Source organism: Flavobacterium crocinum (assembly GCF_003122385.1).
In the GTDB taxonomy this organism is placed as follows: domain Bacteria; phylum Bacteroidota; class Bacteroidia; order Flavobacteriales; family Flavobacteriaceae; genus Flavobacterium; species Flavobacterium crocinum.
This window is the reverse complement of record NZ_CP029255.1, coordinates 1,206,946-1,233,905: the sequence shown is the minus strand read 5'-3', so window position 1 is coordinate 1,233,905 and position 26,960 is coordinate 1,206,946. Positions and strand designations below refer to the sequence as shown.

At 34.5% G+C, this 26,960-nt stretch carries 24 protein-coding genes; 19 read left to right on the top strand and 5 right to left on the bottom strand.

Going from position 1 to position 26,960, the window contains the following annotated elements:
* Positions 1 to 141 precede the first annotated feature (141 nt).
* Both HYN56_RS05740 and HYN56_RS05735 read right to left on the bottom strand, forming a co-directional pair.
* Positions 142 to 2,127 carry a glycoside hydrolase family 127 protein gene (locus HYN56_RS05740; protein ID WP_109191306.1) on the bottom strand — a complete coding sequence of 662 codons (1,986 nt, stop codon included), beginning with the start codon at positions 2,125 to 2,127 and terminating at the stop codon, positions 142 to 144.
* Positions 2,128 to 2,136: 9 nt separating this feature from the next.
* Positions 2,137 to 3,681, bottom strand: coding sequence for an alpha-N-arabinofuranosidase (locus HYN56_RS05735; protein ID WP_109191305.1), 1,545 nt, complete (start codon positions 3,679 to 3,681; stop codon positions 2,137 to 2,139).
* A 153-nt stretch (positions 3,682 to 3,834) separates the two neighbouring features.
* Between HYN56_RS05735 and HYN56_RS24965 the strand changes: the two genes are divergently transcribed.
* Both HYN56_RS24965 and HYN56_RS05725 read left to right on the top strand, forming a co-directional pair.
* Positions 3,835 to 4,026, top strand: a complete 192-nt coding sequence (locus HYN56_RS24965) for a hypothetical protein (RefSeq protein ID WP_146194572.1) — start codon at positions 3,835 to 3,837, stop codon at positions 4,024 to 4,026.
* Between the two features lie 195 nt (positions 4,027 to 4,221).
* Positions 4,222 to 4,911: an NUDIX hydrolase gene (locus HYN56_RS05725; protein ID WP_109191303.1), complete on the top strand. Its 690-nt coding sequence runs from the start codon at positions 4,222 to 4,224 to the stop codon at positions 4,909 to 4,911.
* Between the two features lie 81 nt (positions 4,912 to 4,992).
* Here the strand turns inward: HYN56_RS05725 and HYN56_RS05720 are convergent, their stop codons facing one another.
* Positions 4,993 to 5,991 carry a GntR family transcriptional regulator gene (locus tag HYN56_RS05720; RefSeq protein WP_109194736.1) on the bottom strand — a complete coding sequence of 333 codons (999 nt, stop codon included), beginning with the start codon at positions 5,989 to 5,991 and terminating at the stop codon, positions 4,993 to 4,995.
* A 162-nt stretch (positions 5,992 to 6,153) separates the two neighbouring features.
* On the opposite strand from HYN56_RS05720, the gene HYN56_RS05715 reads away from it, so the two are divergent.
* The 5 genes from HYN56_RS05715 to HYN56_RS05695 all read left to right on the top strand — a co-directional run bounded on the left by HYN56_RS05715 (position 6,154) and on the right by HYN56_RS05695 (position 12,356).
* Positions 6,154 to 7,146, top strand: coding sequence for an aldose epimerase family protein (locus HYN56_RS05715; RefSeq protein WP_317047925.1), 993 nt, complete (start codon positions 6,154 to 6,156; stop codon positions 7,144 to 7,146).
* Between the two features lie 31 nt (positions 7,147 to 7,177).
* Complete coding sequence (gene galK / locus HYN56_RS05710) at positions 7,178 to 8,338, top strand: galactokinase (RefSeq protein WP_109191302.1); 1,161 nt, start codon at positions 7,178 to 7,180, stop codon at positions 8,336 to 8,338.
* Between the two features lie 17 nt (positions 8,339 to 8,355).
* A complete protein-coding gene (locus HYN56_RS05705; RefSeq protein ID WP_109191301.1) occupies positions 8,356 to 9,414 on the top strand; it encodes a UDP-glucose--hexose-1-phosphate uridylyltransferase in 1,059 nt (352 codons plus the stop codon).
* 249 nt (positions 9,415 to 9,663) lie between these two features.
* Entirely contained in the window at positions 9,664 to 11,349 is a 1,686-nt protein-coding gene (locus HYN56_RS05700) for a sodium/sugar symporter (RefSeq protein WP_109191300.1), read from the top strand.
* A gap of 227 nt (positions 11,350 to 11,576) precedes the next feature.
* Complete coding sequence (locus HYN56_RS05695) at positions 11,577 to 12,356, top strand: L-fucose dehydrogenase (RefSeq protein ID WP_057115557.1); 780 nt, start codon at positions 11,577 to 11,579, stop codon at positions 12,354 to 12,356.
* 235 nt (positions 12,357 to 12,591) lie between these two features.
* Here the strand turns inward: HYN56_RS05695 and HYN56_RS05690 are convergent, their stop codons facing one another.
* The gene (locus HYN56_RS05690) at positions 12,592 to 13,482 is read right to left on the bottom strand and encodes an AraC family transcriptional regulator (protein WP_109191299.1); all 891 of its coding nucleotides are present in this window, start codon (positions 13,480 to 13,482) and stop codon (positions 12,592 to 12,594) included.
* Positions 13,483 to 13,654: 172 nt separating this feature from the next.
* Between HYN56_RS05690 and HYN56_RS05685 the strand changes: the two genes are divergently transcribed.
* The 5 genes from HYN56_RS05685 to HYN56_RS05665 all read left to right on the top strand — a co-directional run bounded on the left by HYN56_RS05685 (position 13,655) and on the right by HYN56_RS05665 (position 18,337).
* On the top strand, positions 13,655 to 15,310 hold the full coding sequence (locus HYN56_RS05685; protein WP_109191298.1) for a UxaA family hydrolase: 1,656 nt from the start codon (positions 13,655 to 13,657) through the stop codon (positions 15,308 to 15,310).
* A 39-nt stretch (positions 15,311 to 15,349) separates the two neighbouring features.
* Complete coding sequence (locus HYN56_RS05680; protein WP_109191297.1) at positions 15,350 to 16,114, top strand: SDR family NAD(P)-dependent oxidoreductase; 765 nt, start codon at positions 15,350 to 15,352, stop codon at positions 16,112 to 16,114.
* A gap of 257 nt (positions 16,115 to 16,371) precedes the next feature.
* On the top strand, positions 16,372 to 17,226 hold the full coding sequence (locus HYN56_RS05675; RefSeq protein ID WP_109191296.1) for a fumarylacetoacetate hydrolase family protein: 855 nt from the start codon (positions 16,372 to 16,374) through the stop codon (positions 17,224 to 17,226).
* A gap of 10 nt (positions 17,227 to 17,236) precedes the next feature.
* Entirely contained in the window at positions 17,237 to 17,572 is a 336-nt protein-coding gene (locus HYN56_RS05670) for an L-rhamnose mutarotase (protein WP_109191295.1), read from the top strand.
* Between the two features lie 162 nt (positions 17,573 to 17,734).
* Complete coding sequence (locus HYN56_RS05665) at positions 17,735 to 18,337, top strand: hypothetical protein (RefSeq protein ID WP_109191294.1); 603 nt, start codon at positions 17,735 to 17,737, stop codon at positions 18,335 to 18,337.
* 49 nt (positions 18,338 to 18,386) lie between these two features.
* Here HYN56_RS05665 and HYN56_RS05660 read toward each other — a convergent pair whose 3' ends face one another.
* Positions 18,387 to 19,637, bottom strand: coding sequence for an NAD(P)/FAD-dependent oxidoreductase (locus HYN56_RS05660; RefSeq protein ID WP_109191293.1), 1,251 nt, complete (start codon positions 19,635 to 19,637; stop codon positions 18,387 to 18,389).
* Positions 19,638 to 19,738: 101 nt separating this feature from the next.
* Here HYN56_RS05660 and HYN56_RS05655 point away from each other — a divergent pair, with 101 nt between their 5' ends.
* From HYN56_RS05655 to HYN56_RS05625, 7 genes are all read left to right on the top strand, one after another.
* A complete protein-coding gene (locus HYN56_RS05655; protein WP_109191292.1) occupies positions 19,739 to 21,259 on the top strand; it encodes an HAL/PAL/TAL family ammonia-lyase in 1,521 nt (506 codons plus the stop codon).
* A gap of 71 nt (positions 21,260 to 21,330) precedes the next feature.
* A complete protein-coding gene (locus HYN56_RS05650) occupies positions 21,331 to 22,557 on the top strand; it encodes a WG repeat-containing protein (RefSeq protein WP_109191291.1) in 1,227 nt (408 codons plus the stop codon).
* 9 nt (positions 22,558 to 22,566) lie between these two features.
* Entirely contained in the window at positions 22,567 to 23,298 is a 732-nt protein-coding gene (gene fabG / locus HYN56_RS05645; RefSeq protein WP_109191290.1) for a 3-oxoacyl-ACP reductase FabG, read from the top strand.
* Positions 23,299 to 23,488: 190 nt separating this feature from the next.
* Complete coding sequence (locus HYN56_RS05640; RefSeq protein ID WP_109191289.1) at positions 23,489 to 24,724, top strand: beta-ketoacyl-[acyl-carrier-protein] synthase family protein; 1,236 nt, start codon at positions 23,489 to 23,491, stop codon at positions 24,722 to 24,724.
* Positions 24,717 to 24,971, top strand: a complete 255-nt coding sequence (locus tag HYN56_RS05635; protein ID WP_091490330.1) for an acyl carrier protein — start codon at positions 24,717 to 24,719, stop codon at positions 24,969 to 24,971. The genes HYN56_RS05640 and HYN56_RS05635 overlap by 8 nt, the downstream gene beginning before the upstream one ends.
* Entirely contained in the window at positions 24,971 to 25,852 is an 882-nt protein-coding gene (locus HYN56_RS05630) for an LpxL/LpxP family acyltransferase (RefSeq protein WP_109191288.1), read from the top strand. The genes HYN56_RS05635 and HYN56_RS05630 overlap by 1 nt, the downstream gene beginning before the upstream one ends.
* 200 nt (positions 25,853 to 26,052) lie before the next feature.
* Positions 26,053 to 26,955 (top strand): NADPH-dependent FMN reductase family protein, encoded by a 903-nt coding sequence (locus tag HYN56_RS05625; protein WP_109191287.1) that lies wholly within the window; start codon positions 26,053 to 26,055, stop codon positions 26,953 to 26,955.
* Positions 26,956 to 26,960 lie beyond the last annotated feature (5 nt).

The window sequence follows — 26,960 nt, the reverse complement described above, 5'->3', positions numbered from 1 at the left end:
TTTAAAATCTTACCGAATTTTATTTTATTAAAGTTGATTTTTAATTTTTTGCCACAGATTAAAAAGATTCAAATGGATTTTTTTTAATCCTTTTAATCTGTGAAATCTCTGGCTTATTTGAAATCTGTTCCTTTGGAACTTTTACTGATTCTTATAATCTAACCAAACTTTCATTTTTCCAACTCCTCGGTTTGACCAGGAATAATATGGAATTGCTTTGAATTTTGAATTTTCAATCACATTCACTCCCTGCAATAAATCAGCTTCTTTTTTTACTTTGAAAGTATCCGAAGCGCTTATATTAATCTTATCGAACTTGTTTTTGTTATCAACTTCTTCAACAGCATAAACGATTGGACCATATTCCAGAGAAACTTTGTTTTTATTTGTTGCTACTTTAGAACTGGTCTGCACTTCCTGAACTTCCATCGGAAGATCTAAATTGATTTTATCTCCTTTTTTCCATTTTCTCGTAATGCTGAAATAACCATTTTCCGGCTGAATTGCTAAAGTTTCTCCATTTAAACTAACAGTCGCCTTTTGAACAGAAGCCTTTTTATAACTGTATAAATCTCCTGGCAAAACTTCATTTCTTGCCCAGCCCGGAACGCGTAGTTTAATTGTAAACTGACTTTCTTTTTTAGGGTTTACCGAAATAGCAATTTTACCGTTCCAAGGATAAGAAGTCTGTTGTGAAATCTGTAAATCTGTTTTTCCTAATTGGAAAGAAGCATTGTTTGATGCATATAAATTGACATACAAAACATCATTTGTTTTGGAATAAATCAATCCCGGAATTGAGGGAATAAAACGAATCAGATTGGTTGGACAGCAAGAACAGTCAAACCAGCTTTGTCTTGTACAAGAACCGCGATTTGACTTGTAAACACCGTCTGCTTCTAAAGCATTTGGATAGAAAAATTGTTTTCCGTCAAGCGAAATTCCCGAAATTAATCCGTTGTACATCGTTCTTTCGATAACATCAAAATACATGGACGCTCCGTACAAATTATGCAATCTGTGATTCCAATATACATCGCCAATTGCCGCACAAGTTTCGTTATAAGCCGTTAAGTTTGGCAGTTCATAATTTTCTCCAAAAGCTTCACCGTCATGTCTCGATCCAATGCCGCCAGTAATATACATTTTCTTGTTTACCATGTTGTCCCACAAAGTATTTACAGCGTTTTCATACGCTTTATCTTTTGTCAAAGCCGCAATATCCGTCATTCCTGCATACATATAAACTGCTCTTACGGCATGTCCGACAACTTCTTTTTGCTCCACTACCGGCATGTGATCCTGAGCATATTCTCCATACAATTTGTGATTGTTTGGATTTCCGCGATTGTCAAGATAATATTTTGCCAGTTTCAGATAATCTTCTTTTCCTGTAATCTGGTACAATTTCAATAATCCTGTTTCCACAATCTGATGCCCCGGAACGCCTTTTACCTGTCCCGGATTATCTCCAAAAGTACGAACGAGCATATCAGCGGCTTTTATGGCGATTTCAAGAAAATTAGTTTTTCCTGTTGCTTCATAATGCACAATTGCCGCTTCAATTAAATGTCCGGGATTGTACAATTCATGGCTAATTTGCAATGATTCCCAACGTTTCCCTTCAATTACAGGAACCCAGCTTGCAGGCGGTTTCGCCGGATTTATGGTTCTCCAGGTTGTAATATACCCATCTGGTTCCTGACCAATTTTTACAATGGCAATCATCGAATCCAGAACTCTTTCCAGTTTAGGATTTGGTGCACTGATTAAAGTATTCGAAGCACCTTCGATAATCTTATAAACATCGGTATCATCAAAAGGCATATCGCCTCTCACTTTTCCTGTTTTTTGTTTTCCTGCAATTAAAAAGTTCTCAAAGCGACCTTCTTCATCACATTTTTTGATGGCATATTCAATCGTGATTTCCTGCACTCTTTTTATAATAGGAAGCCAAAACGAATCGGTCAACTTTACATTTTGAATATTTACTGGTTCTATTTGATATCCTGCTTTTAAAACAGAAGTTTTATCACTTTGCACAGCCTGATTTTTGGTTTCTTTACAGGAAACCAATATCAAAAGCGCCAGACAAATACTTAATAAAGAATAATGGTATTTTTTCATGATGCTACATTATTTTCCTTCCAAAACCAAAACAGAGAAAGGCGGCAATGTGATTTCCAATTTTCCTTTTTTGTTTTCAAAACCTTTAAAAGCAACAGGAATAATTTTGTTTGGGTTTTCGAAAGAATTATAGTCTTGCAGTTTTGAAGCTGTAATGATATTTCCCGTAAAGTTTTTTACGCCTAAGTCTTTTACATCAATTTCGATTTTATTCTTATTTACCGCATCAACATTCACCAAAGAAATATGAACCGAACCGCTTTGATCTTTTGATACAGAAGCCGAAACCGCCGGAATTGTTTGTCCGTCGAAAGTATATGATGGTGATTTAAAATCTATCGGAAGTAATTTAGCATCCTGATGCACGCTGTACATTTTCATGACATGATAGGTTGGTGTAGTAATCATTTTGGCTTTATCAGTCAGGATTACCGCCTGAAGCACATTCACACACTGCGCCAAATTGGCCATACGAACACGATCTGCGTGATTATTGAATATATTTAATGTTGCTCCGGCTAAAACAGCATCTCTCATAGTATTCTGCTGATATAGGAAACCCGGATTTGTCCCTTTCTGCACTTCGTACCATCCTCCCCATTCGTCTACAATCATCGCCACTTTTTTCTCCGGATCGTATTTATCCATAATAGCCGCGTGTTTGGTAACCAATTCTTCCATTTTTAAAGCAGACTGCATGGTTTCGAAATATTGCTTTTCGCTGAAATCAACATCAGAACCTTTTTTGTCCCAATTGATTACAGCATAATGATGAACACCTAATCCGCCGAGCATATTTCGTGGAATATTTTTCATTAAAACTTCTGTCCAGTTATAATCTGAACTATTAGAGCCGGAAGCAATTCTTGTAATACCTCCCGAATTGCTCCAATCTGACATGAAAGTGGCAAATTTGCGATATTCATTAGCATAATAGTCGGCAGTCATATTTCCTCCGCAACCCCATGCTTCATTTCCAATTCCCCAATATTTTACTTTCCAAGGCTCTGTTCTTCCATTTTTTCTACGCAAATCACTCATTGGACTTTTACCTCCAAAATTGGTATACTGAACCCAGTCTGCTAGTTCCTGAACTGTTCCGCTTCCTACATTTCCTGATAAATACGGTTCAGCTCCTAATAGTTCACACATATTTAAAAAATCATGCGTTCCAAAACTATTGTCTTCTGTAACACCTCCCCACCATTGGTTTACAATTGTCGGACGCTGTTCTTTTGGTCCAATTCCATCTTTCCAGTGATAAGTATCCGCGAAGCAACCGCCCGGCCATCTTAAATTCGGAATTTTTAAATCTTTTAATGCCTGGATAATGTCATTTCGAACTCCATTTGTATTTGGAATTTTTGAAGTGTCTCCAACAAAAAATCCTCCGTAAATACAATGCCCTAAATGTTCAGCAAAATGACCATAGATATTTTTATTAATAGTCGGTGCCGAAGCGTCATTTTTTATCGTAATGGTTACGGATTCTTTTTGGGCACTTACTGATTGCAGACACAAGGCTGCAAACAGCAGTAAAAATGGTTTTTTCATAGATTTTGTGGTTTTTTGGAACCTAAAATAAATATGGTGGTTTCATATTTCTTCAGGATTTTGGTTTGTTTAGATTAATAAGTGTCTGTTTGACATTTGTAAATTTAAATAAAAAAAAGTCAGGTAAAAAAATTAAATTCCCAAAACAACTGGTTGCAAAAAGCAGATTTATCAACTGAAATTCAAAAAACGGGCATAAACAAAGGGCTGTTACAAGATTTACAAAAAGTTAAGAAACTTGAAAAACTTACAAAAACCTTGATTTCTCTAGGTTTTGTAACAACAGCTAAAATTTATTTGAATTCTGAGCATGAAATAATGATCCTCAAATTTATTCTCTTTTAAAAATGTTTCTACCTTTGGCTCGTAATTTTGATAGAAAATGAGGAAGAATTCTGAAAAAAATGTTCTTTTTTCATTACTTAAAATCAATAACAAAACTTCTTTTTGCAACATTTTTAACATAAGTGTAAAAACAACATTAATAAATTATGAAACGTTTTAAGAAGTTCATATATTTACAATCCAAATTAATTATATATGTTAAACAGCTATAGTTCTGCCGATAAAGTGTTACTGGCAGTAGACTGCATCATTTTTGGATTTGATAATGAAGGTTTGAAAATCCTTTTGATCCAAAGAGATTTTGAGCCCGAAAAAGGTAAATGGTCCCTGATTGGAGGTTTCTTAAAACGCGACGAAGTTTTAGATGCCGCGGCTACCAGAATCTTAAATACCTACACAGGTCTGAACGATATTTATATGGAGCAATTGTATGCCTATAGCGAAATCGACCGTGATCCTGTAGAAAGAACCGTTTCGGTTTCTTATTTTGCTTTAATTAATATCGAAAACCATAATGCCGAACTGATTCAGAATTACCATGCAGAATGGTTCCCGATTAACGATGCGCCAAACTTGATTTTTGACCACAACGAAATGGTTCAAAATGCTATTAAGAGACTTCGCTATAAAACGTCTGTAAAACCAATCGGCTTTGAATTGCTTCCTGAAAAATTCACGATGCGTCAGCTTTTAGAATTGTATGAAGCTATTTTGAGCAAAGAATTGGACAAGCGAAATTTCATCAGTAAAATCAATTCGCTTGATATTTTAAATAAACTAGACGAAAAAGACATGCAGTCTTCCCGAAAAGGTTCTTATTTATATACTTTTAATAAAGAGAAATACGAAGAAAAACTGCAAAATAACTTTGCACTTAATTTATAAGAACTTTATTTTTTCTCTCGCAGATTTAGGAGATTTAGCTGATCAATTATCAAAAAAAACTGCTAAATCTGCGGGAGAAATTTATAAAGAGTTCCTCAATATAAGAGCCGATTTATTTTCTATTTGCTCTTTTATTCCTTTTAGAACGATATCGGCCAAAATTTTTCCCATCATTTCAAAATTGGTTGAAATTGTGGTAATTCCGTTTGCAGCAATTTTCTTTAACGGTGTTTCATTATATGAGATAATTCCAAAATCTTCTCCCAATTTTAATTTTCTTCCCATCGCATTTTCAATAACCAGAAGTAAATCTCGATCGTGAGGAATGATATACAAATCTCCCAAAGCGATAGTTTGATTGCTGAAATCAGAAACAATTTCGTAATCAAAACCATAATCCTGACAGAAAGATTCGAAACCAATTTTCATTCCTGGTGGTTCTCTAAAACCCGGAAAAATCAAAATCAGTTTTTTATATTTTGATAATCTCGATTTGCCTTTCATTAAACCTTCATAAATATCTTTTTGATGATTTTGATAAATTGCCGGAAATATTTTCAAGTCCGAATTCGTCTGATCCAAAATTATCACATCATTCACTGGTAGGGTTTTTATCGAATCGACTATATCGTTTAAGTTCGTCGGCATCAAAATATATTTGGTGTAATTTCCATTGCTGTCATTGATCAGTTTTTTAAAAACCTGAACATTGAAATGATGAAAGAAAATATCAACCTGAACATTTTTTCCAATATTTTTCAGAAACGAATTATAAATATCTTCTTTAAAAATATTCAACTCATCAAAAAGCAGGAAAATCTTCTGAGTTATAGTGATTTCAATGCTTTTAACGTAATATCCTTTTCCCGGAATGGCATAAATAATTCCTCTTTTCTTCAATTCGTCGTACGCCAAAAGGACTGTATCGCGAGACAAAGAGAACGCCAAACAGACTTTATTTACCGACGGAAGACGATCTCCTTTAACTAAAATTCCCTCTTCAATAGCTTTTTCTATTGAAAGAATTATCTGCTTATATTTTGGAAGACCAATATTATTTTGGATTGAAATGATGTTCATAAATAAAGTCATTTTGACTATTAATATTAAAAACTGGTAGGTACTGGTATGCAAATATACAGAATGTTTCTATTTTTGGATTTCATTATTGGTAAAAATTATATGGAAATAAAACACATATCACATTTAAAAGACGCTCATAATTGCAAATTGTTCGGTTTAATGCCTAATAAAGATGAAATTTATTCATTTGATTTAGTGAATAAAAACGGAATGAAAGTTCAAATCATCAATTATGGTGCAACTGTAACTTCAATCCAGATTCCAGTTGATGGAAAATTAACCGACGTTGTATTAGGGTTTGATAATCTGGAATCGTATTTAGAATCGTATAATTTACCAAGTGCTCCTTATTTTGGAACAACGGTTGGCCGTTATGCCGGTCGTATTCATAATGCCACTTTTAGTCTGAATGATAAAAAATTTCAGCTTGACGGAAATAATAATGGAAATACGCTTCACGGCGGACCAATGGGATTTGGAAGAAAAACGTGGAGTGTGACTGATGCCAAAACCGGTGAAAATCCGTCTATTACTTTTGGCCTTCTAAGTGAACATTTAGATGAAAATTTTCCTGGCGAAATGACGGTTTATCTGACTTATACTTTAACAGAAGAAAACGAATTAAAATTAGATTATAAAGCAACGTCAACAGAAGATACGATTATTAATTTAACGCATCACAGTTATTTTAATCTTGACGGACATGATGGAAATGTTCTGGAACAGCAGATGTTTATCAAATCGGCTAAAATGCTGGAAACGAATTCAGATAATATTCCAACAGGAGATTTTACTGATTTAACCGATCATGATTTTGATTTCAGAACTACTAAAAACTGTCCGTTTCCAATTGACAATTCTTTTGTAGTCAATTCTAAAACCGAAATCGTAGCACAATTAATCAGTTTAAAAAATAAACTGAGAATGAATGTTTATACCGATCAGCCAAGTGTACATATATATGTAGGCGGAAATTGTTTCGGAAAACTAAAAGGAAAAGAAAACGTCGATTACAACGCACAAAGCGGTATTTGCTTTGAAACACAAAATTTTCCGGATGCACCAAATCAGACACATTTTCCAAATGCTGTTTTGAAAAAAGGAGAACAATATGCTCAAAAAACAGTGTACCAATTTGAAACCTTAAACTAACTATTTACCCAATACAATTACAACAACTATAATGAATGATATTTTAATACAAAATACCGTTGCTTTTTTTGAGAAATCTTTTGGATCTTCTCCACAGAAAACGGTACTTTCTCCGGGAAGAATCAATATTATCGGAGAACATATTGACTACAATGACGGTTATGTTTTACCAGCTGCAATTGATAAAGTAATTTGTTTTGCTTTTGAAAAAAACAATACCAATACCTCTAAAATAATAGCTATCGACTTAAATGAAGAGTTTGAAATCGACTTAACTCAGGAAGTAAAACTGAGTGATGTGGTTTGGACGAATTATATTCGAGGCGTAATCAAACAACTGCAGGATAACGGATTCACTTTTGAAGGTTTCAACTGTGTTTTCAGCAGTAATATTCCGGTTGGTTCCGGATTATCGTCTTCTGCGGCTTTAGAATGCGGAATGATTTTCGGGATCAAATCTCTTTTTGATTTAAAAATTGAGAAAGTAGATATTTCTTTATTAGGACAAAAAGCAGAACACTGGGTTGGGATCAACTGCGGTATTATGGATCAGTTTTCGAGCGTTCACGGTTTAGAAAACAAAGTAATCAAATTAGACTGCAACACTTTAGATTTTGAATATCACAATGCCGACTTTAAAGACTATTCTTTGATTTTATTGGATTCTAACGTAAAACATTCATTGTTCACATCAGAATACAACACTAGAAGAATTGAGTGTGAAGAAGGTTTAGCAATCATAAAAAACCATTTTCCGGAAGTAAAAAGTTTTAGAGATGCTACCGAAGAACAAGTTTTGAGTTTGAAAGATAAAATGACCGAAAAAGTATTCAGCAGAGTTCATTTTGTTGTAAAAGAAATCAACCGTGTTATCAAAGCCTGCGAAGCTTTAGATCAGGGAAATATTGAACTTTTAGGAGAATTGCTTTTTGAAACACACTACGGTTTATCGCAAGAATATGAAGTAAGCTGCGAAGAATTAGATTTCCTTGTCGATACTGCAAAAGAAGACGATGCTATTATTGGTTCCCGACTTATGGGAGGCGGTTTCGGAGGATGTACCATTAATTTAGTTAAAAAAGGTCACGAAAATGAAGTTAAAAGTAAATTTTCGAAACTTTATTTAGATACATTTGGAATTGAATTAAAATTCTATGATGTAAAAATCTCAAACGGAACAACACTACTTTAATACCCAACACAACTACAATGAAAAATTTTGACATTAATGAAGATCCGCACAGACGCTTCAACCCATTAATCAACGAATGGGTGCTGGTTTCACCTCATCGTGCAAAACGCCCTTGGCAGGGACAAAACGAAACAATTTCGACAGAAGAACTTCCAAAATACGACCCAACTTGTTATTTATGTCCTGGAAATGTTCGTGCAAACGGAATGCATAATCCGGCATACGAAAGCAGCTTTGTTTTTGAAAATGATTTTGCTGCTATGAAACAGGATGAAATTATTTTTGAAGAAGATATCAAACATACTTTCTTTAAAGCAAAACCGGAGCAGGGAATTTCACGCGTGGTGTGCTTTTCACCAAGACACGATTTGACTTTACCGGAAATGGATGTTGAAGGAATTGAAACGATTATCAAAACCTGGCAAAGAGAATACACCGATTTAGGTAACATCAAATATATCAATCACGTTCAGATTTTTGAAAATAAAGGAAGTGTAATGGGTTGCAGCAATCCGCATCCACACGGACAAATCTGGGCTCAGTCTTCTCTTCCTACTCAGGTCGAAAAAACGCATAACAGTTTAAAATCGTACTACGATAAAAACAAAAGAACTCTTTTGGAAGATTATGTTCAGGCAGAATTAAAAGCAGAAAGCCGTATTGTAATCGAAAATGATCATTTTGTTGCATTGGTTCCATTCTGGGCAATCTGGCCTTACGAAACGATGATTGTGAGCAAAAGGGCAATAAGTAAAATTACCGATTTTACTGCCGAAGAAAGCACTGCTTTTGCTAAAATACTAAAACAGTTAACGACTAAATACGACAATTTATTTAATACTTCTTTCCCTTATTCATCAGGGATTCATCAGGCACCAACCGACGGATTACTTCATCCGGAATGGCATTTTCATATGCATTTTTACCCGCCTTTGTTAAGATCGGCAACCGTAAAAAAATTCATGGTGGGATACGAAATGTTAGGAGAATCACAGCGTGATATTACACCTGAAAAAAGTGCCGAAATTTTAAGACAACAATCGGAGGAACATTATAAGAACCTTGTAAAAGTGTAAGAAATATCGTTTTATTAAAGTCAGGAATGCAGAAATTTAACACAATACACCTCTTATAAATGTAAAAAACACATTTGCTGATGGTTGATTTCTAAATTTTTATTTTACATTTGGCTTCTGCTTTTATTTTCGCAAAAAAATAACAGAAATAAAACACATCTTGCATTTTTAACGAGATAAAATAAAACTGATTGTAAAACCAAATAAACAAACTTTACCCTATAATAATTATTTAAAATACTACTAACAATGAACCAAAACCTCGCTTTCGCAGATTATGCGGTTTTTATTATTTATTTTATCGTAGTCTCTGTCTACGGTTATACGGTTTACCGCAAACGTAAACAAGACGAACAAGATGCTAAAGCTTACTTTTTGGCTGAAGGAAATTTAACATGGTGGGCAATTGGAGCTTCTCTTATTGCTTCTAACATCTCTGCAGAACAATTCATCGGAATGAGCGGTGAAGGTTTCTTTTTAGGAATCGCTGTTGCTGCTTACGAATGGCTTGCTGCCATTGCCCTTATTATTGTGGCTGTGTGGTTTATCCCAGTATATCTTAAAAACAAGATTTACACAATGCCACAATTCTTAAAAACACGTTACAACGAATCTACTGCGTTGATTATGGCAGTTTTCTGGTTGTTTTTGTATGTTTTTGTAAACCTAACTTCTATTTTATATTTAGGAGCAGTTGCGATTAACGGTCTTGCAGGAGGAGAATATCTTCATGCTATTATGATTGGATTGGCTGTATTTGCTTTATTTATTTCTCTTGGAGGAATGAAAGTAGTGGCTTATACAGACGTTATTCAGGTTGCTGTATTAATTATTGGAGGTTTGGTAACTTCTTACATTGCCTTAACAACAGTGGCAGAAGCTTTTGGTGTTGGTCAAAACGCAATTGCCGGTTTCAAAGTTTTAATGCAGGAAGCTCCTGAGCACTTTAAAATGATTATTCCAAAACCAACTGCAACTTCTACACAACTTGAAATCGATAAGTATTTAACTTTCCCTGGATTGTTATCTTACGCTGCCGGTATCTGGATCATCAACTTGAACTACTGGGGATGTAACCAATACATCACGCAAAGAGCACTTGGAGCAGATTTACAAACGGCTCGTACAGGAATTTTATTTGCTGGTATGTTAAAATTATTAATGCCACTTATCGTAATGTTGCCTGGTATTGCTGCTTATGTTTTATACATGAAAGGAGAATTACCTCAATTAGTTGGAGGAAAAGACGGAGCTTATTCAGCAATATTAACATTCCTTCCAACAGGATTAAAAGGACTTTCTGTTGCTGCTTTAACGGCTGCAATCGTAGCTTCTTTGGCTGGAAAAGTAAACAGTATTTCTACAATCTATACATTAGATATTCATAAAAAATACATCCAAAAAGATGCTGGAGAAAAACAACAGGTAAATATCGGTAGACTTGCGGTTTTTGCTGCAATGCTATTAGCTGTTTTATTTACTTGGAATGACATTTTAGGAATCGGTGGTGTTGGTGGATTCACATACATCCAAAAATACACCGGATTCATTAGCCCTGGAGTTTTTGCTATGTTCTTCTTAGGTATGTTCTGGAAAAGAACGACTGGAACAGCTGCAATCGTTGGGGTAATCTTAGGATTCTTATTATCTGTTTTATTCAACGAATACGCTCCGGCTATATTTGGAAACGATACACTTTTATACACAGCTTACAATAATGGAAAAGGAGCTTTCGAAATTCCGTTCCATATCTGTATGGGATTATCATTCTTATTTACAATGATTGCAATGATCCTGATCAGTTTTGCTGGTCCAAAAGTAAACCCTAAAGCATTCGAGACTGAACCTGGAATGTTTAAAGTGCAGCCACAGACTACGGTTTTAATCGTAATTACATTACTGATTATTGTGGCTCTTTATGTTAAGTTCTGGTAATAAATTATCAGTTCTATTCTCTCTATTTTTACAGCTGTTGTTTGTCATGAACAACAGCTGTAAATTTTTATAAACTACCTATTAAAATATTAAACACATAGAGACATAGATTTGAACACATAGACTATGTGAATTTAAAATAAATGAAATGCCTTTTTTAGACAAAGAAAAACTATGATTCTATGTGTTTAAAAAATATATTAGCAATAAATTATAATCAATAAATCATGCAGTTATCATTAACCCAAAAAATCATTATCGTTACAGGAGGCGCAAAAGGAATCGGTTTAGGAATCGTTAAGGTTTTAGCCGAAGAAAATGCTATTCCGTTTATCGTTGGACGTAACGAAAATGACAACATCAAAGCCGTAGAAGAATTAAAAGCCATTGGAAAAGAAGCGCACCAAGTTGCCGCCGATTTGACAAAACCGGAAGACTGCAAAAAAGCCGTTGAAGCCGTAATCGCAAAATTCGGAAGAATTGACGGATTGGTAAACAATGCCGGCGTTAATGACGGTGTTGGACTAGAAAACGGAAATTATGAAGATTTCGCTGCTTCGCTTCACAAAAATTTAGTGCACTATTATTTAATGGCACAGCACGCTCTTCCGTATTTGAAAGAATCTAAAGGAGCCATTGTAAACATCGGTTCTAAAACTGCCGAAACCGGACAAGGCGGAACCTCAGCTTACGCCGCTTCAAACGGTGGAAGAAATGCTTTAACGAGAGAATGGGCGGTTGAATTATTGAAATACAGCATTCGTGTAAACGCCGTAATTGTGGCAGAATGTTACACGCCTCTTTACGAAACGTGGATCAATACTTTTGAAAACAAAGAAGAAAAACTCGCTGCAATTACCAAAAATATTCCGCTAGAAAACAGAATGACAACAGCAGAAGAAATCGCAAATATGGTAGTTTTCTTATTGTCTGAAAAATCAAGCCATACCACTGGACAGATTATTTATGTGGATGGTGGTTATACACATTTAGATCGTTCTATTTAATTTTTTTTAGCCACAGATTTAAAGTATTAAAAGGATTTTTTAGAGAAATCAGCTAAATCTGCGTGAAAAAAATAAACACATAGAAACATAGATTTTTAATCCATAAAAAGAGTAAAAAAAATCTAGATTTGAACACATAGAACTATGTGAATTTAGATAAATGAAATGCCTTTTTAGACAAAGAAAAACTATGATTCTATGTGTTTAAAATTTATGCCAAAGAGTAAAAATCCTTTTAATCTTTATAATCTGTGGCAAAACTAACCTTCGCATTATTTTTAAAATCAGAAGGCGTAATTCCTTTAACTTTTTTAAAGAGCTTATTAAAGTTCGAAGCCGTTTTATAACCGCATTCATACGCAATCTCAGACATGCTTTTATCCGTTTCCAACAACAATTTACAGGCATTCGAAATTCGGATTTCGTGTAGATAATCCACAAAATTTTTCTTTGTTTTTAACTTGAACATTCTACAAAAAGATGTTCTCGTCATATTGGCAACTGCGGCAATTTCTTCTAAGGAAATATTCTTTTTATAATTTTTATTGACATATTGAAAAACTTCGGAAAGCCGATCCACTTTTGAATCCTTCTGCATCAAAGAATAAATTTCATCATTAATATAAATCGTGTCCTGACTTTCAGAAAGAATAGACAAAATTTCAAAAAGTCCCACGATAACTTCAAAGTCTTTTTTAGAAACTAATTTCTCCAGTTTTTTCGCAATCTGTTTATTGGTTTTTCCGATAATCGAAATTCCTTTTCCTGCCTGAAGAAAAAGTTCGTTGATTTTTTGGGTTTCTTTTAACTCGTAAAAAGTCGGTCCGAAAATATCTTTATGAAAATATACAACAATCGAATTGGCTCTCAAATCCTCAATTCCCTGATAATATTTTTCATCATTCAGCCAAACGTGCGGAATATCCGAACCTAAAAAAACCATATCGCCAGGCTCAAACGGCATTACCGAATTTCCGATGATTCGCTTGCCGTAACTCTCTTTCACATAAACCAATTCCAGTTCCGGATGCGAATGAAACGGCGCCTGAAAAAATGGTTCAATACGATTTAGCACCGAAACTTTGGTGTTGAGATAAGACGTTATTTTAGTTTGTTCCAATTTCATACTGCAAAGATAATTAAAGATTAGATACGGATAATATCAGACTAATAAAGAATGTGTAAAAAGGCTAATTTTATTTTTCGTTAACTGCCCGAATTCTATACAAAATCAAAGGATTAAATTGTTATAAAACGAAAGCAGTGACATCAAAAAAAAGAAAAAAACAAACAACACAATGTTAGAGAATACAACAAAAAAACTGGTGGTAAAACTACATCCGGACGATAATGTATTGGTTGCCTTAACCGATCTTCAAAAAGGCGAAACCATTCATTTTGAAAATGAAACTTACGTTTTACAAGACCTTATCAAAGCCAAACATAAATTCTACATGCAGGATATGAAGCAGGGAGAAGAAGTAAATATGTACGGCGTTTTGGTTGGAAAAGTGCAAAACGATTTGGCAAAAGGAAGTTTAATGACGACCGAAAACCTAAAACATGCTGCAGATCCGTACGCTTACCGAAATGCTTCATACGAATGGAATGCGCCTGATGTTTCTAAGTTTGAAAACAGAACTTTTAAAGGTTACAAAAGAAAAGACGGACGCGTTGGAACGGCAAATTACTGGCTTTTTGTTCCAACTGTTTTTTGTGAAAACAGAAATCTGGACGTTATCAAAGAAGCATTGCACAAACAATTGGGTTATGCTGTAACGGACAAATACAACCAATTTACACATGAATTACTGGAAGGTTATTTGAACGGAAATGACATTAACGACATCAATATTGAATTAAATCCGACTCCAAAAAACAAACGTGTTTTTGAAAATGTGGATGGAATTAAATTCTTAAATCATCAAGGCGGTTGCGGTGGAACGCGTCAGGACGCTTCTACTTTGAGCGCTTTACTGGCTTCTTATGCGAATCATCCAAATGTTGGAGGAATCACGCTTTTGAGTTTAGGATGCCAGCATTTACAAGTTCAGGATTTTGTAAATGATGTAAAAAGACAAAACCCGGAATTTGATAAGCCATTGTTTATTTTTGAACAGCAACAAACAGAAAGCGAAGAAGTTCTGATTACCAATGCCATCAAAAAAACGTTTGAAGGTTTAATCGAAATCAATAAATATGAAAGAACTGATGCGCCTTTAAGTGATTTATGTATTGGAGTAAAATGTGGCGGAAGTGATGGTTTCAGTGGTGTTTCTGCAAATCCTGCTGTGGGTTACACTTCTGATTTAGTCGTAGCTTTAGGCGGAAAAATTCTTTTGGCTGAATTCCCTGAATTATGCGGTGCCGAGCAGAATTTAATCGACAGATGTATCACAGAAGATAAAGCTCGAAAATTCATCGATTTAATGGAATCTTATGATGAACTGGCGCATAAAGTAGGTTCTGGTTTCCATATGAATCCTTCTCCGGGAAACATCAAAGACGGATTAATTACAGACGCCATCAAAAGTGCTGGAGCGGCCAAAAAAGGCGGAACATCTCCTGTTGTTGATGTTTTGGATTATACTGAATTGGTTACAAAACCAGGTTTAAGTTTAGTTTGTACTCCTGGAAATGATGTTGAAGCAACAACTGGAAAAGCGGCTTCTGGAGCAACTTTAATTTTGTTTACAACTGGATTGGGAACTCCGACAGGAAACCCGGTTTGTCCAGTAATTAAAGTAGCAACAAACTCTGTTTTGGCAACCCGAATGAAAGATATTATCGATATTGACTGCGGCCCAATTATCAGCGGAGAAAAGTCTATTGAAGAAATGGGCGAAGAAATTTTGGAATACTGTATCAAAGCGGCAAGCGGCGAAATTATTCCAAAAGCAGTACAATTAAACCAAGACGATTTTATTCCGTGGAAACGCGGCGTATCTTTGTAAAAGACTCAATTAAAAATAACTTTAAAAAAATTATATCAAATGTTTTCATTACAAAATAAAAAAGCAATTATCACTGGAGGTGGAAGCGGAATTGGAAGAGCGATTTCGGTTTTATTTGCAAAACAAGGTGCAGAAGTTCACGTTTTAGAATTAACAGAAGAAAGTGCAAAAGAAACCGTTGAAGAAATCAAATCAGCTGGAGGAAATGTTTTTGCTCATGCCTGCGACGTTTCGAACCATGAACAAGTAAATTCAACTTTCCAAAAAATCGGAAATATTAATATTCTGGTAAACAATGCTGGAATTGCTCACGTTGGAAAAGTAGACACTACTTCAGAATCTGATTTTGACCGAATCATGAATGTAAACGTAAAAGGAGTTTACAACTGCCTTCACGCTTCGATTCCGGCGCTAAGAAATTCTGGTGGAGGTGTCATTTTGAACTTGGCTTCAATCGCTTGCTGGGTTGGAATTCCCGATCGTTTTGCTTATTCTACAGCAAAAGGAGCGGTTATGGCAATGACTTTATCGGTTGCTAAAGATTATTTGAATGATAAAATCAGATGTAATTCTATATCTCCTGCGAGAGTTCACACGCCTTTTGTAGACGGATTTATTGCTAAAAATTATCCTGGAAAAGAAGAAGAAATTTTCGAAAAACTATCACAATCACAGCCAATCGGCCGTATGGGAAAACCAGAAGAAATTGCCACTTTAGCTTTATTCTTATGCAGCGACGAATCATCTTTCATCACCGGTTCTGACTACCCAATTGATGGTGGTTTTATTAAATTAAATAACTAAAATTTTTCTTTAGCCACAGATTTAAAGGATTAAAATGATTTAAAAAAATCTGCTCGATCTGCTAAATCTACGTGCAAAAAAATAAGCCACGACCCGAGCGATAGCGAATAGGCGAAGCAATTCACGAATTTCCACAAATTTTAATTCGAGAAAATTTGTGCAATTCGTGGCAAAAAAAATTAAGCACAGTTTTAAAAATCATTTTAATCCTTTAAATCTGTGGCAAAAAACAATACACATTACTAAAAAATTAAAATATGAAACTTATTAGATTCGGAGAAGAAGGAAAGGAAAAACCAGGAGTTTTACTAAATGAAAAAAGATATGATGTTTCGTCTATCGTTACAGATTACAACGAAGCTTTTTTTGAAAATGACGGTTTAGCAAAATTAGAAGAAGCTTTAAAAAATAATCCAGCATTGCCAGAAGTAAGCGATTCAGTTCGTTTAGGTTCACCAGTGGCACGCCCTTCAAAAATTATCTGCATCGGATTAAATTATGTAGATCACTGCGAAGAAACCGGCGCTGCAATTCCGGAAGAACCAATTATTTTCTTTAAATCTACGACTTCTTTATGCGGGCCAAATGATAATTTGATTATCCCAAAAAACAGCGAAAAAACAGACTGGGAAGTTGAACTAGCTTTTGTTGTAGGTAAAAAAGCAAGCTACGTTTCTGAAGAAGATGCACCAAACTACATTGCAGGATATTGCCTTTTGAATGATTATAGCGAAAGAGCATTCCAAATCGAGCGTGGTGGACAATGGGCAAAAGGAAAAGGTTCTGACACCTTCGCTCCTCTTGGGCCAATTATGGCAACTCCAGACGAAGTTGGTGATGTAAATAATTTAAAAATGTGGCTTACTGTAAACGGAAAAACTTTCCAAAACAGTAATACTTCGAACTTGATTTTTAAAATTCCATTCTTAGTGCATTATTTAAGTCAGTTTATGACATTGCTTCCTGGCGACGTTATCAGTACAGGAACACCTCCAGGAGTTGGATTAGGAATTAAACCAGATCCAATTTACATTAAAGCAGGTGACGTAATCGAATTAGGAATTGAAGGTTTAGGTACTAGCAAACAAACTGCTGTAGCTTACCAAGGATAAATTTCAGATTATGGCAACTCAAAAATTCTATCTGGCTTTAGACTTAAAAGACGATGCAGATTTAATTGCAGAATACAAAGAACTGCATGAAAATGTATGGCCGGAAATTAAAAAAAGCATTCAGGATTCCGGAATTGAAGTTCTGGATATTTACTGCACAGGAAACCGATTGTTCATGATTATCGAAGCAGATGCCGATTTTACTTTCGAAATGAAAGATCAGGCTGACGCTGCAAACGAGAAAGTTCAGGAATGGGAAACTTTAATGTGGAAATTCCAACAAGCTTTACCTTGGGCAAAACCGGGACAAAAATGGATTTTAATGGATAAGATTTTTGGATTGTAATATTCTAATCTTATCGCAAATCATAAAAAAGAGGATTCTAAATTGGAATCCTCTTTTTGTTTTTAAAATAAAATAACAATATTATTTTAACATGAAATAAATTATATATTCGTCCTTTTGACTATTTTAGTCGTGTAAAAATCAACCTTAATTAACCAATAAATGAAAAAATTAATTATCGCATGCTTCTTTATTTCGGGAGCAATGTTCGCTCAGGACATGAATGTTGTTCAGGGAAAATTTGACTTTTTAAAAGACCAGAAGGAAATCAATACTGTATTTGATTATAGTGATTTTACTATGATGAAAGAAAAAAAGTCTGAAGCACAATATGTAAAAGAACACAAAGCTGATCTTGATGAAAAAGCAAAAGGAAACGGGAACATCTGGGAAAAAAAATGGATAAATGCCAAAGACCAAATCTGGACTCCTAAATTTTTAGAAATTGCTAATATCGTTTTAACGAAAGAGAAAAAAGATTTAAACTTTCAGGAAGGTTTAAATACTCCTTATACTTTAATTGTAAAAGCAGTATGGATTTATCCGGGTTGGGACGCAGGAATTATGAAACAGCCTGCAAAAGTAACAACCAATTTAAAATTTGTTGAAACAGCAAATAAATCAAATGTGTTGTTGGAAATTACCAGTGACGAAGCTCCGGGAGACCAATGGGGAAGCAACTTTAGCAACGAAACCAGAATTGGAGAAGGATTTGCTAAAACGGCAAAAACAATGTCTAAACTGATTGCTAAAAAAACTAAATAAGAACATCATTTTATATTCCGTAGGAATATTTCGTTGGTAAAGCCCTGAATCATTCAGGGCTTTGTTCTTTTTGCATATTCAGTAAATACGCCATATTCGCAATTACGTGATCGTGTTTCTTGACAAACGAATTTTCTTCGTTCCAGACATAACCTGCTAAAACAGCACATATTTTTTCTTTTACTTCTGGGTTTTCCGGCTGATGGAAAAACAAAGTCTGTAAATTTCCTGTGTACCATTCTTGTACATAAGTGGTGAAAACAGCAATGCCGCGTTTCATGTATTGTGTAAATTCCACTTCCCAATCAACAGGAATTCCTTGTGATTCTTTTAAGTATAATTTTGCCGCCAGCATTCCGGATTCCGTTGCAAAAGCTACTCCTGATGAGAAAACCGGATCTAAGAATTCTGAACTGTTTCCTGTTAACGCAAAACCATCGCCATACATTCTTTTTACGGCTCTTGAGTAGTTTTCTAATTTAACCGGCTCAAATAAAAATTCTGTTCCGGCAAATCTTTTAATATAATAATCTGATTTCTGAATAGCATTTCGTAAAGCCTCCGCATTATCTTTATTTTCAGAAAGCGAATTGATAAAATCAGTTGGCCCAACAACTCCTAAACTGGTATTTCCGTTAGAAAACGGAATTACCCAAAGCCAGACTTCTGTTTCCAGAATATCAAAAGAAATTTGAGTTCCCTCTACACCTTCTTCTCTGTTTATATCTTTTACATGCGTAAAAATAGAAGAATGCGGATCTAATTTTGAAGGCGTATCCAAATCTAAAAGTCTTGGTAAAACACGTCCGTATCCGCTTGAATCGATGATAAATTTAGCGTGAATTTCTTTCAGATTTCCGTCTTTGTCTTTTACAATAGTTTTTGAGTTTTTTCCTTCAAAAGAAACCTCTAAAACTTCTGTTTCAAATTCCAAATCGATTCCTTTACGTACAATTTCCTGTGCCATTGTATTATCGAAATCAGCACGAGGAACCTGCCAGGTCCAATCCCAGCCTTCTCCAAATTTTACACTGAAATCAAAATTGCAGATTTCTTCTCCTCTAATAAAACGAGCGCCTAATTTTTTCTCGAAGTTCATGGCATCAAGCGCATCAAACAATTCTGCTTCAGCAAAATGATCCATAACACGCGGAATAAGGCTTTCGCCAACAACAAGTCTCGGGAACTTTTGTTTTTCTACTACTTTAACCTTAACATTGTTTTTAAAAAGATATGATGCCGAAACACATCCGGATGGTCCTGCACCAATCACTAAAACATCAACAAACTCCTTTGTCATATTAGAATTATTATCATTAATTAACCTACATTTGCCATCATCAAAATAACTACAATTATTTTGATAAATAAAATTAAATTAGCGCAACCAAAATCGATTTGATGAATACAATAAATGAATATTTAAGTTTAGCAGAATTTGAAGCCATAATCTTTGGAAAAAACAAAGTTGCCATAAGCGATGTGGTCTTAAATCGAGTAAACGAAAGTTTTAATTTCCTGAAAGAATTCTCAGGAAACAAAGTAATCTACGGAGTAAATACTGGCTTTGGTCCAATGGCTCAATATAGAATTAAAGAGTCTGATCAAATTCAGTTACAGTATAATTTAATTAGAAGCCACTCTTCCGGAACAGGAAAACCTTTAAATCCAGAATGTGCAAAAGCAGCTATTTTAGCAAGATTAAATACACTTTCTTTAGGAAATTCAGGAGTTCATCCTTCTGTTATTCATTTAATGGCAGAATTAATCAATAGAGATATTACGCCTTTAATTTTTGAACACGGCGGTGTTGGAGCAAGTGGAGATTTAGTTCAGTTATCACATTTAGCTTTAGTCTTAATTGGTGAAGGTGAAGTTTTTTATAAAGGAGAAAGACGCGCAACGGCTGAAGTTTTTGAAATCGAAGGATTAAAACCAATTCAGGTAGAAATTAGAGAAGGTCTGGCATTGATCAACGGAACTTCTGTAATGACAGGAATTGGTGTTGTAAATGTTCATTATGCTCAAAAATTATTAGACTGGTCATTAAAAGCTTCTTGTGCAATCAACGAATTGGTACAGGCATATGACGATCATTTTTCTCAGGAATTAAATCAAACGAAACGCCATAAAGGACAACAGGAAGTGGCGGAAAGAATGAGAACAAATCTTTCTGACAGTACTTTAATCCGTAAAAGAGAAGACCATTTATATTCTGGAGAAAACACAGAAGAAATCTTCAAAGAAAAAGTTCAGGAATATTATTCATTAAGATGCGTTCCTCAAATTTTGGGGCCTGTTTTAGAAACTATAAATAATGTAGCTTCTATTTTGGAAGACGAATTTAACTCTGCAAACGATAACCCAATTATCGACGTAAAAAATCAGCACGTTTACCACGGAGGAAATTTCCACGGAGATTATATTTCGCTTGAAATGGATAAACTGAAAATCGTTATCACTAAATTAACGATGCTGGCAGAGCGTCAATTGAATTATTTATTGAATTCAAAAATTAACGAATTGCTTCCTCCATTTGTAAACTTAGGAACTTTAGGATTTAACTTTGGAATGCAGGGCGTTCAGTTCGTTGCTACATCAACAACTGCAGAAAGTCAGACATTATCTAACCCAATGTATGTGCACAGTATTCCAAACAACAATGACAATCAGGACATTGTGAGTATGGGAACAAATGCTGCCGTGATGACTGCTAAAGTAATCGAAAACTCTTTTGAAGTTTTAGCAATCGAATTAATCACAATCGCTCAGGCAATTGATTATTTAGACCAAAAAGGTAAAATTTCATCGGTTACTAAAAAATGGTACGAAGATATCCGAAATATAATTCCAACATTTAAAGAAGATCAGGTAATGTATCCTTTTGTCCAAAAGGTAAAAGATTATTTGATCAACAGTTAGAAATTGACATACAAGATAGGCCCCAAAAAAGTTTTAGTTTTTTAATCGTTAAACATTGAATTTTTAAAATCATGAAAAAGACACTTATTTTTTTACTGCTGGTAAGTATTCAATTTGTTAATAGTCAGGAATTGGCATTAGTTAAAAAGAACTCCAAAATTGGATATCTTTCTAAAGACGGATCTTTTAAAATCGAACCACAATACAAATCGGCCAGAAGTTTTTCTGAAGGTTTGGCTGCTGTAGAAAATGGCGGAAAATGGGGATTTATCGATACGAAAGGAACTTGGGTTATTCCAGCCGACTTTAAAGATGCGAAAGATTTTAACAACGGAATTGCAGTTGTACAAAAAGATAAAGAGTGGGTTTATATCAATACAAAAGGTGAAATTCAAAAAGCTCCTGCTACTGAAAAAGTTTTTGATTTTAATGATGGAGTTGCTTTTATCAGACAAAACAATAAAGTCGGTTTAATTAACAACAAAATGACTGTTGTTCTGGAACCAAAATACGATCAGATCAAGCCTTTTGAAAATGGATATGCGAGAGTAGAATTAAATAAAAACTGGGGAATTATCAATACGGAAGGAAAAGAACTGGTTGAACCTGCTTATGCCGAAATTGGAAATTATTTTAAAGGAACTACCTGGGCCAGAAAAGACAAAACTTTTGGATTAGTAAGCGGCGGGAAATTTATTCCGGTTGATGGAGCTGAAAAAATCTGGGATTTCGAAACTCAGGATTTAACTTATGCCAAAAAGAACGGAAAAATTGGTTATATTGATTTAAAAGGAAATTGGGCAATTCTTCCTATTTATGATAAAGGAAAAGCGTTCTCAAAAAATCTGGCGCCCGTTTTAGTTGGAAAAAAATGGGGGTTTATCAATCCGGAAGGAAAATTTGTTATTGAACCAACTTACAGCGATGCAGAAGTTTTCAGTACAAACGGTTTAGCTCCGGTAAAAGAAAGCAACTGGGGATTCATTAACGAATCTGGAAAATTGGTCATTCCAACACAATACGGTATTACTACAAATGCAATTATTGCGATGTTTACACAACAAGATAAAGGATTTATCAGTGGCGTAGCAAGAGTAAAAAACGAAGGGAAATGGGGATTTCTTAAACCGGATGGGACAGTTTTAGCCAACCAATGGTTTGAAAACGCTGAATTGTTTTCGAAATCTGAAAAACCACAACCTGTCGCAGCTCCGACAGAAGCACCAAAACAAGAAACAAAAACAAGCAAACCAGCTGCGAAATCGACACCGAAACCGGCAGCTAAGAAAAAGAAATAAATTTCACTTATGAAGTGTGTATTAGTAACAGGCGGTTCGAGAGGAATCGGAAGTGCTATTTGTAAAAAATTAGCCGTAGAATCCGATTATCATATTCTGATTAATTATCATTCGAATAAAACAGCTGCCGAAGAAACATTACAAGAAATTCAAAAATTAGGTGCAACAGGAGAAATTCTAGGTTTTGATGTTGCCGATTTTGATCAAGTACAAAACGTTCTTACGCAATGGCAGGAAGCCAATCCTGAAAAATTGGTAGAAGCGATTGTAAATAATGCCGGAATTACAAAAGATGGTCTTTTTATGTGGATGACACCACAGGATTGGAACAACGTGATGAATACAAGTGTAAACGGTTTTTTTAATGTAACGCAATTTTTTATTCAAAAAATGCTTCGTAACAAATACGGCCGAATTGTAAATATTGTTTCTGTTTCCGGATTAAAAGGAACTGCTGGACAAACCAATTATTCGGCTGCAAAAGGCGCTATTGTTGCTGCTACAAAAGCATTGGCACAAGAAGTGGCAAAACGAAATATTACAGTGAATGCTGTTGCTCCTGGTTTTATTAAAACAGATATGACAAGTGAACTGGACGAAAAAGAACTACTGAAACTGATTCCGGTAAATCGTTTTGGCGAAGCCGAAGAAGTTGCAGATTTGGTAAGCTTTTTGATTTCTAAAAAAGCAAGTTATATTACAGGAGAAATTATCAATATTAACGGCGGAATATATTCTTAAAATTTTTTAAAAACATAGAAACATAGATTTTTATGTATCAATAAAGAATACGTAAGAGAAATACATTTCTTTCACATAGAAAGCTATGTTTATTTAAAATAAGTGAAACGCCTTTTTTAAGTTTACAAAAACTATGTTTCTATGTGTTTAAAAAAACACTTTAAGGATAAAAAATTACTTTTGAAAGACGATGAATAGACGAGTTGTAATTACTGGAATGGGAATTTATTCTTGTATCGGAACTTCTTTAGACGAAGTAAAGGATTCTTTGTACCAAGGAAAATCTGGTATTCAGTTTGATTCTGAGCGAAAAGAATTTGGTTTTCAATCGGCCCTTACAGGAATGGTTCCGAAAGCTGATTTAAAAAATCTATTGACACGCAGACAGCGTATGAGCATCGGTGAAGAAACCGAGTATGCTTATATGGCTACTATTGAAGCATTAAAAAATGCTAATATTGACGATGCCTTTTTTGACGAACGTGAAGTAGGTATTATGTACGGAAATGATAGTGTTTCTAAAGCAATCATTGACGCTACAGATATTGTCCGCGAGAAAAAAGACACCGCTCTTATTGGTTCTGGTGCGATTTTCAAGTCGATGAATTCTACAGTTACCATGAATCTTTCTACTATTTTTAAACTTAGAGGAATCAATTTAACTGTAAGTGCAGCTTGTGCGAGCGGTTCACATTCTATTGGTTTAGCTTATTTTTTAATTAAAAGCGGTTTTCAGGACATCGTAATTACGGGCGGTGCTCAGGAAATTAACAAATATGCCATGAGCAGTTTTGACGGATTAGGTGTTTTTTCCAACAGAGAAAGCGATCCTGAAAAAGCATCAAGACCTTTCGATTCTGGTCGAGACGGATTAATTCCGAGTGGTGGCGGGGCTACTTTAATTTTGGAAAGTTATGAATCAGCCATCGCACGTGGCGCCAACATTATTGCCGAAATCGGCGGTTACGGATTTTCATCAAATGGTGGGCATATTTCTACTCCAAACGTTGAAGGACCTGCAACAGCTATGAAAAGAGCTCTTGATGATGCGCAATTACAAGCTTCAGACATTGAATATATAAATGCACATGCAACTTCAACTCCGGTTGGTGATGCAAACGAAGCCAAAGCGATTTTTGAAGTCTTTGGCGAAAAAAATCCGCCTGTAAGTTCTACCAAATCAATGACAGGCCACGAATGCTGGATGGCTGGAGCAAGTGAAATTATTTATTCTATCTTAATGATGCAGAACGATTTCATTGCACCAAACATCAATTTAGAAAATCCAGACGAAGATGCTTCAAAATTAAATTTAGTTAAAGTTACGTTAAACAAAAAATTTGACATATTTTTGTCCAATTCTTTCGGGTTTGGAGGAACCAACTCGGCGTTGGTGGTTAAAAAGTTTAAATTGAACGATGAATAAAGAAGAGATTATAGCAAAAATTAATGGTTTTTTAGTTGATGAATTTGAAGTTGATAATGACGACATTGAACCAAATGCTAATTTAAAAGATACGCTTGGATTAGATAGTTTAGATTATGTTGATTTAGTAGTTTCAATTGAATCTAACTTTGGCGTAAAACTAGTTGAAGCAGATTTTGTTGGAATTTCTGATTTCCAAAGTTTTTATGACCTTATTGAAACTAAAATAAAAGCCAAATCAGCTTAATGAGTCAATGGGATGGCAAATCAAAAGGAACTGTTTTAGGTTATAGAATATTCGTTTTTTTGATTAAAAAAGCGGGTGTTAAAGCTGCTTACGCCTTACTTTATTTCGTTGCTTCTTATTACTTTTTATTTTTAAAGAAAAGCAATCGTGCTATCTTTTATTATTTTAAAGAGAGGCTGCAGTATTCCTGGTTCAAATCTAAAAAAATGGTTTTCAAAAGTTACTACACTTTTGGACAAACCATTATTGATAAAGTTTCTATCTCAGCAGGAATGCGAAACAAATTCACTTATGAGTTTGACGGAATTGAAACCCTCAAAAAACTGCTTGCTGAAAAAAAAGGCGGTGTTTTAATTAGTGCCCATGTTGGTAATTTTGAAATTGCCGAGCACTTTTTGGGAGACATTGACCTCAATTTTCAAATCAATCTAGTTACAACAGATTTAGAACATTCTGCCATTAAGAATTACTTAGAGAGTGTTACGCAAAAACCGACCGTAAAATTCATCATTATCAAAGAAGATTTGTCTCATATTTTTGAGATCAACGCGGCTTTAGCCAATAACGAATTGGTTTGTTTTACAGGAGATCGTTATTTTGAAGGCACTAAATCTCTTTCTGAAAATCTTTTGGGCAAAGAAGCTAATTTTCCTGCCGGACCATTTTTAATTGCTTCAAGATTAAAAGTTCCTGTTGTTTTTGTATATGTAATGAAAGAGCCAAATCTTCATTATCATTTATTCGCTAGAGAAGCGACAGTAAAACACCGTGACGAAAAAGGTCTTCTGAAAGAATATGTAAACAGTGTAGAAAGTATTCTGCGACAATATCCTTTACAATGGTTTAACTATTTTGATTTTTGGAACGATTTAAAAGCATAATTTTTTTCTGTGAATTCTGAAGTTTTCGTTAATTATATTGTCAAAAAAGCACTTTTCTTAAATCATTTTTTAATTGCATCTTCAAAAATTTAAAAGAATGCAATTTCTAAAGCTGAGCGAAAATTTAGATCAATTAAACAAGAAAATTCGTTTAAATAAATTTACTTACTTTTGTCCGCAACCAAAGCAAGTAAACCATAATGAAAAATGTTCTCGTTATTTATTATTCTCAATCAGGGCAGCTGGAAACTATTGCAAAGCAAATTGCAAAACCGTTTTTAAAAGATGAGAATATAAAGGTAACTTTTCACGAAATACAATTAGAAAAGCCGTTTCCTTTTCCCTGGAATAAGGAATCTTTTTTTGATGCATTCCCGGAATCTTTTTTACAGATTCCGACAGCATTAAAACCAGTTCCGGAAGAAATTTTAAACACAAAATTTGATTTGATCCTTTTTCATTATCAGGTTTGGTATTTATCTCCTTCTATTCCTATCAATTCCTTTTTGAAAAGTGACGATGCCAAAAAACTATTAAATAATACTCCTGTTATTACCATCAGCGGTTCAAGAAACATGTGGATTATGGCTCAGGAAAAAATTAAAACCCTGCTGAAAGAAGCAAACGCTAAATTGGTTGGAAATGTAGCTTTGGTAGACCGCGTTGGAAACTTAATCAGCGTCATCACAATTGTAGAATGGATGTTTTCTGGAGTTAAGAAAAAATATTTAGGTATTTTTCCGCTTCCGGGAGTTTCAGATAAAGATATAGAAGAATCAAGTCAGTTTGGAGAAATTATGCTGGATTCTTTCAACAAGAATAATTTAAATGACTTGCAACCGAAGTTAGTAAACGCAGGTGCTGTAAAAATAAGTTCCTATTTAGTGACTGTCGATAAAACGGCAAATAAAATTTTCAATAAGTGGTCAAACATCATTTATAAAAATCAAAAAAAGCGAAAACAGTTGCTTAAAGTATTTAATATTTATTTATTCCTTGCGATATGGTTAATTTCACCAATAGTGTATATATTGCACCTTATTACCTATCCGCTTAAGTTAAAATCTATAAAAAAGCAAACTCAATATTATCAGGGAGTTTAGAAGAC

Excerpts from the sequence above, each read along its gene's own strand:
- HYN56_RS05685 (WP_109191298.1), top strand. The coding sequence starts at position 13,655 with ATGTTAGAGAATACAACAAAAAAACTGGTGGTAAAACTACATCCGGAC.
- HYN56_RS05635 (WP_091490330.1), top strand. The coding sequence starts at position 24,717 with ATGAATAAAGAAGAGATTATAGCAAAAATTAATGGTTTTTTAGTTGAT.
- HYN56_RS05740 (WP_109191306.1), bottom strand. The coding sequence starts at position 2,127 with ATGAAAAAATACCATTATTCTTTATTAAGTATTTGTCTGGCGCTTTTG.
- HYN56_RS05735 (WP_109191305.1), bottom strand. The coding sequence starts at position 3,681 with ATGAAAAAACCATTTTTACTGCTGTTTGCAGCCTTGTGTCTGCAATCA.
- HYN56_RS05725 (WP_109191303.1), top strand. The coding sequence starts at position 4,222 with ATGTTAAACAGCTATAGTTCTGCCGATAAAGTGTTACTGGCAGTAGAC.
- HYN56_RS05660 (WP_109191293.1), bottom strand. The coding sequence starts at position 19,637 with ATGACAAAGGAGTTTGTTGATGTTTTAGTGATTGGTGCAGGACCATCC.
- HYN56_RS05655 (WP_109191292.1), top strand. The coding sequence starts at position 19,739 with ATGAATACAATAAATGAATATTTAAGTTTAGCAGAATTTGAAGCCATA.
- HYN56_RS05630 (WP_109191288.1), top strand. The coding sequence starts at position 24,971 with ATGAGTCAATGGGATGGCAAATCAAAAGGAACTGTTTTAGGTTATAGA.
- HYN56_RS05640 (WP_109191289.1), top strand. The coding sequence starts at position 23,489 with ATGAATAGACGAGTTGTAATTACTGGAATGGGAATTTATTCTTGTATC.
- HYN56_RS05650 (WP_109191291.1), top strand. The coding sequence starts at position 21,331 with ATGAAAAAGACACTTATTTTTTTACTGCTGGTAAGTATTCAATTTGTT.
- HYN56_RS05690 (WP_109191299.1), bottom strand. The coding sequence starts at position 13,482 with ATGAAATTGGAACAAACTAAAATAACGTCTTATCTCAACACCAAAGTT.
- HYN56_RS05720 (WP_109194736.1), bottom strand. The coding sequence starts at position 5,991 with ATGAACATCATTTCAATCCAAAATAATATTGGTCTTCCAAAATATAAG.
- HYN56_RS05695 (WP_057115557.1), top strand. The coding sequence starts at position 11,577 with ATGCAGTTATCATTAACCCAAAAAATCATTATCGTTACAGGAGGCGCA.
- fabG (WP_109191290.1), top strand. The coding sequence starts at position 22,567 with ATGAAGTGTGTATTAGTAACAGGCGGTTCGAGAGGAATCGGAAGTGCT.
- HYN56_RS05700 (WP_109191300.1), top strand. The coding sequence starts at position 9,664 with ATGAACCAAAACCTCGCTTTCGCAGATTATGCGGTTTTTATTATTTAT.
- HYN56_RS05670 (WP_109191295.1), top strand. The coding sequence starts at position 17,237 with ATGGCAACTCAAAAATTCTATCTGGCTTTAGACTTAAAAGACGATGCA.
- HYN56_RS05665 (WP_109191294.1), top strand. The coding sequence starts at position 17,735 with ATGAAAAAATTAATTATCGCATGCTTCTTTATTTCGGGAGCAATGTTC.
- HYN56_RS05625 (WP_109191287.1), top strand. The coding sequence starts at position 26,053 with ATGAAAAATGTTCTCGTTATTTATTATTCTCAATCAGGGCAGCTGGAA.
- galK (WP_109191302.1), top strand. The coding sequence starts at position 7,178 with ATGAATGATATTTTAATACAAAATACCGTTGCTTTTTTTGAGAAATCT.
- HYN56_RS05675 (WP_109191296.1), top strand. The coding sequence starts at position 16,372 with ATGAAACTTATTAGATTCGGAGAAGAAGGAAAGGAAAAACCAGGAGTT.
- HYN56_RS05680 (WP_109191297.1), top strand. The coding sequence starts at position 15,350 with ATGTTTTCATTACAAAATAAAAAAGCAATTATCACTGGAGGTGGAAGC.
- HYN56_RS05715 (WP_317047925.1), top strand. The coding sequence starts at position 6,154 with ATGCCTAATAAAGATGAAATTTATTCATTTGATTTAGTGAATAAAAAC.
- HYN56_RS05705 (WP_109191301.1), top strand. The coding sequence starts at position 8,356 with ATGAAAAATTTTGACATTAATGAAGATCCGCACAGACGCTTCAACCCA.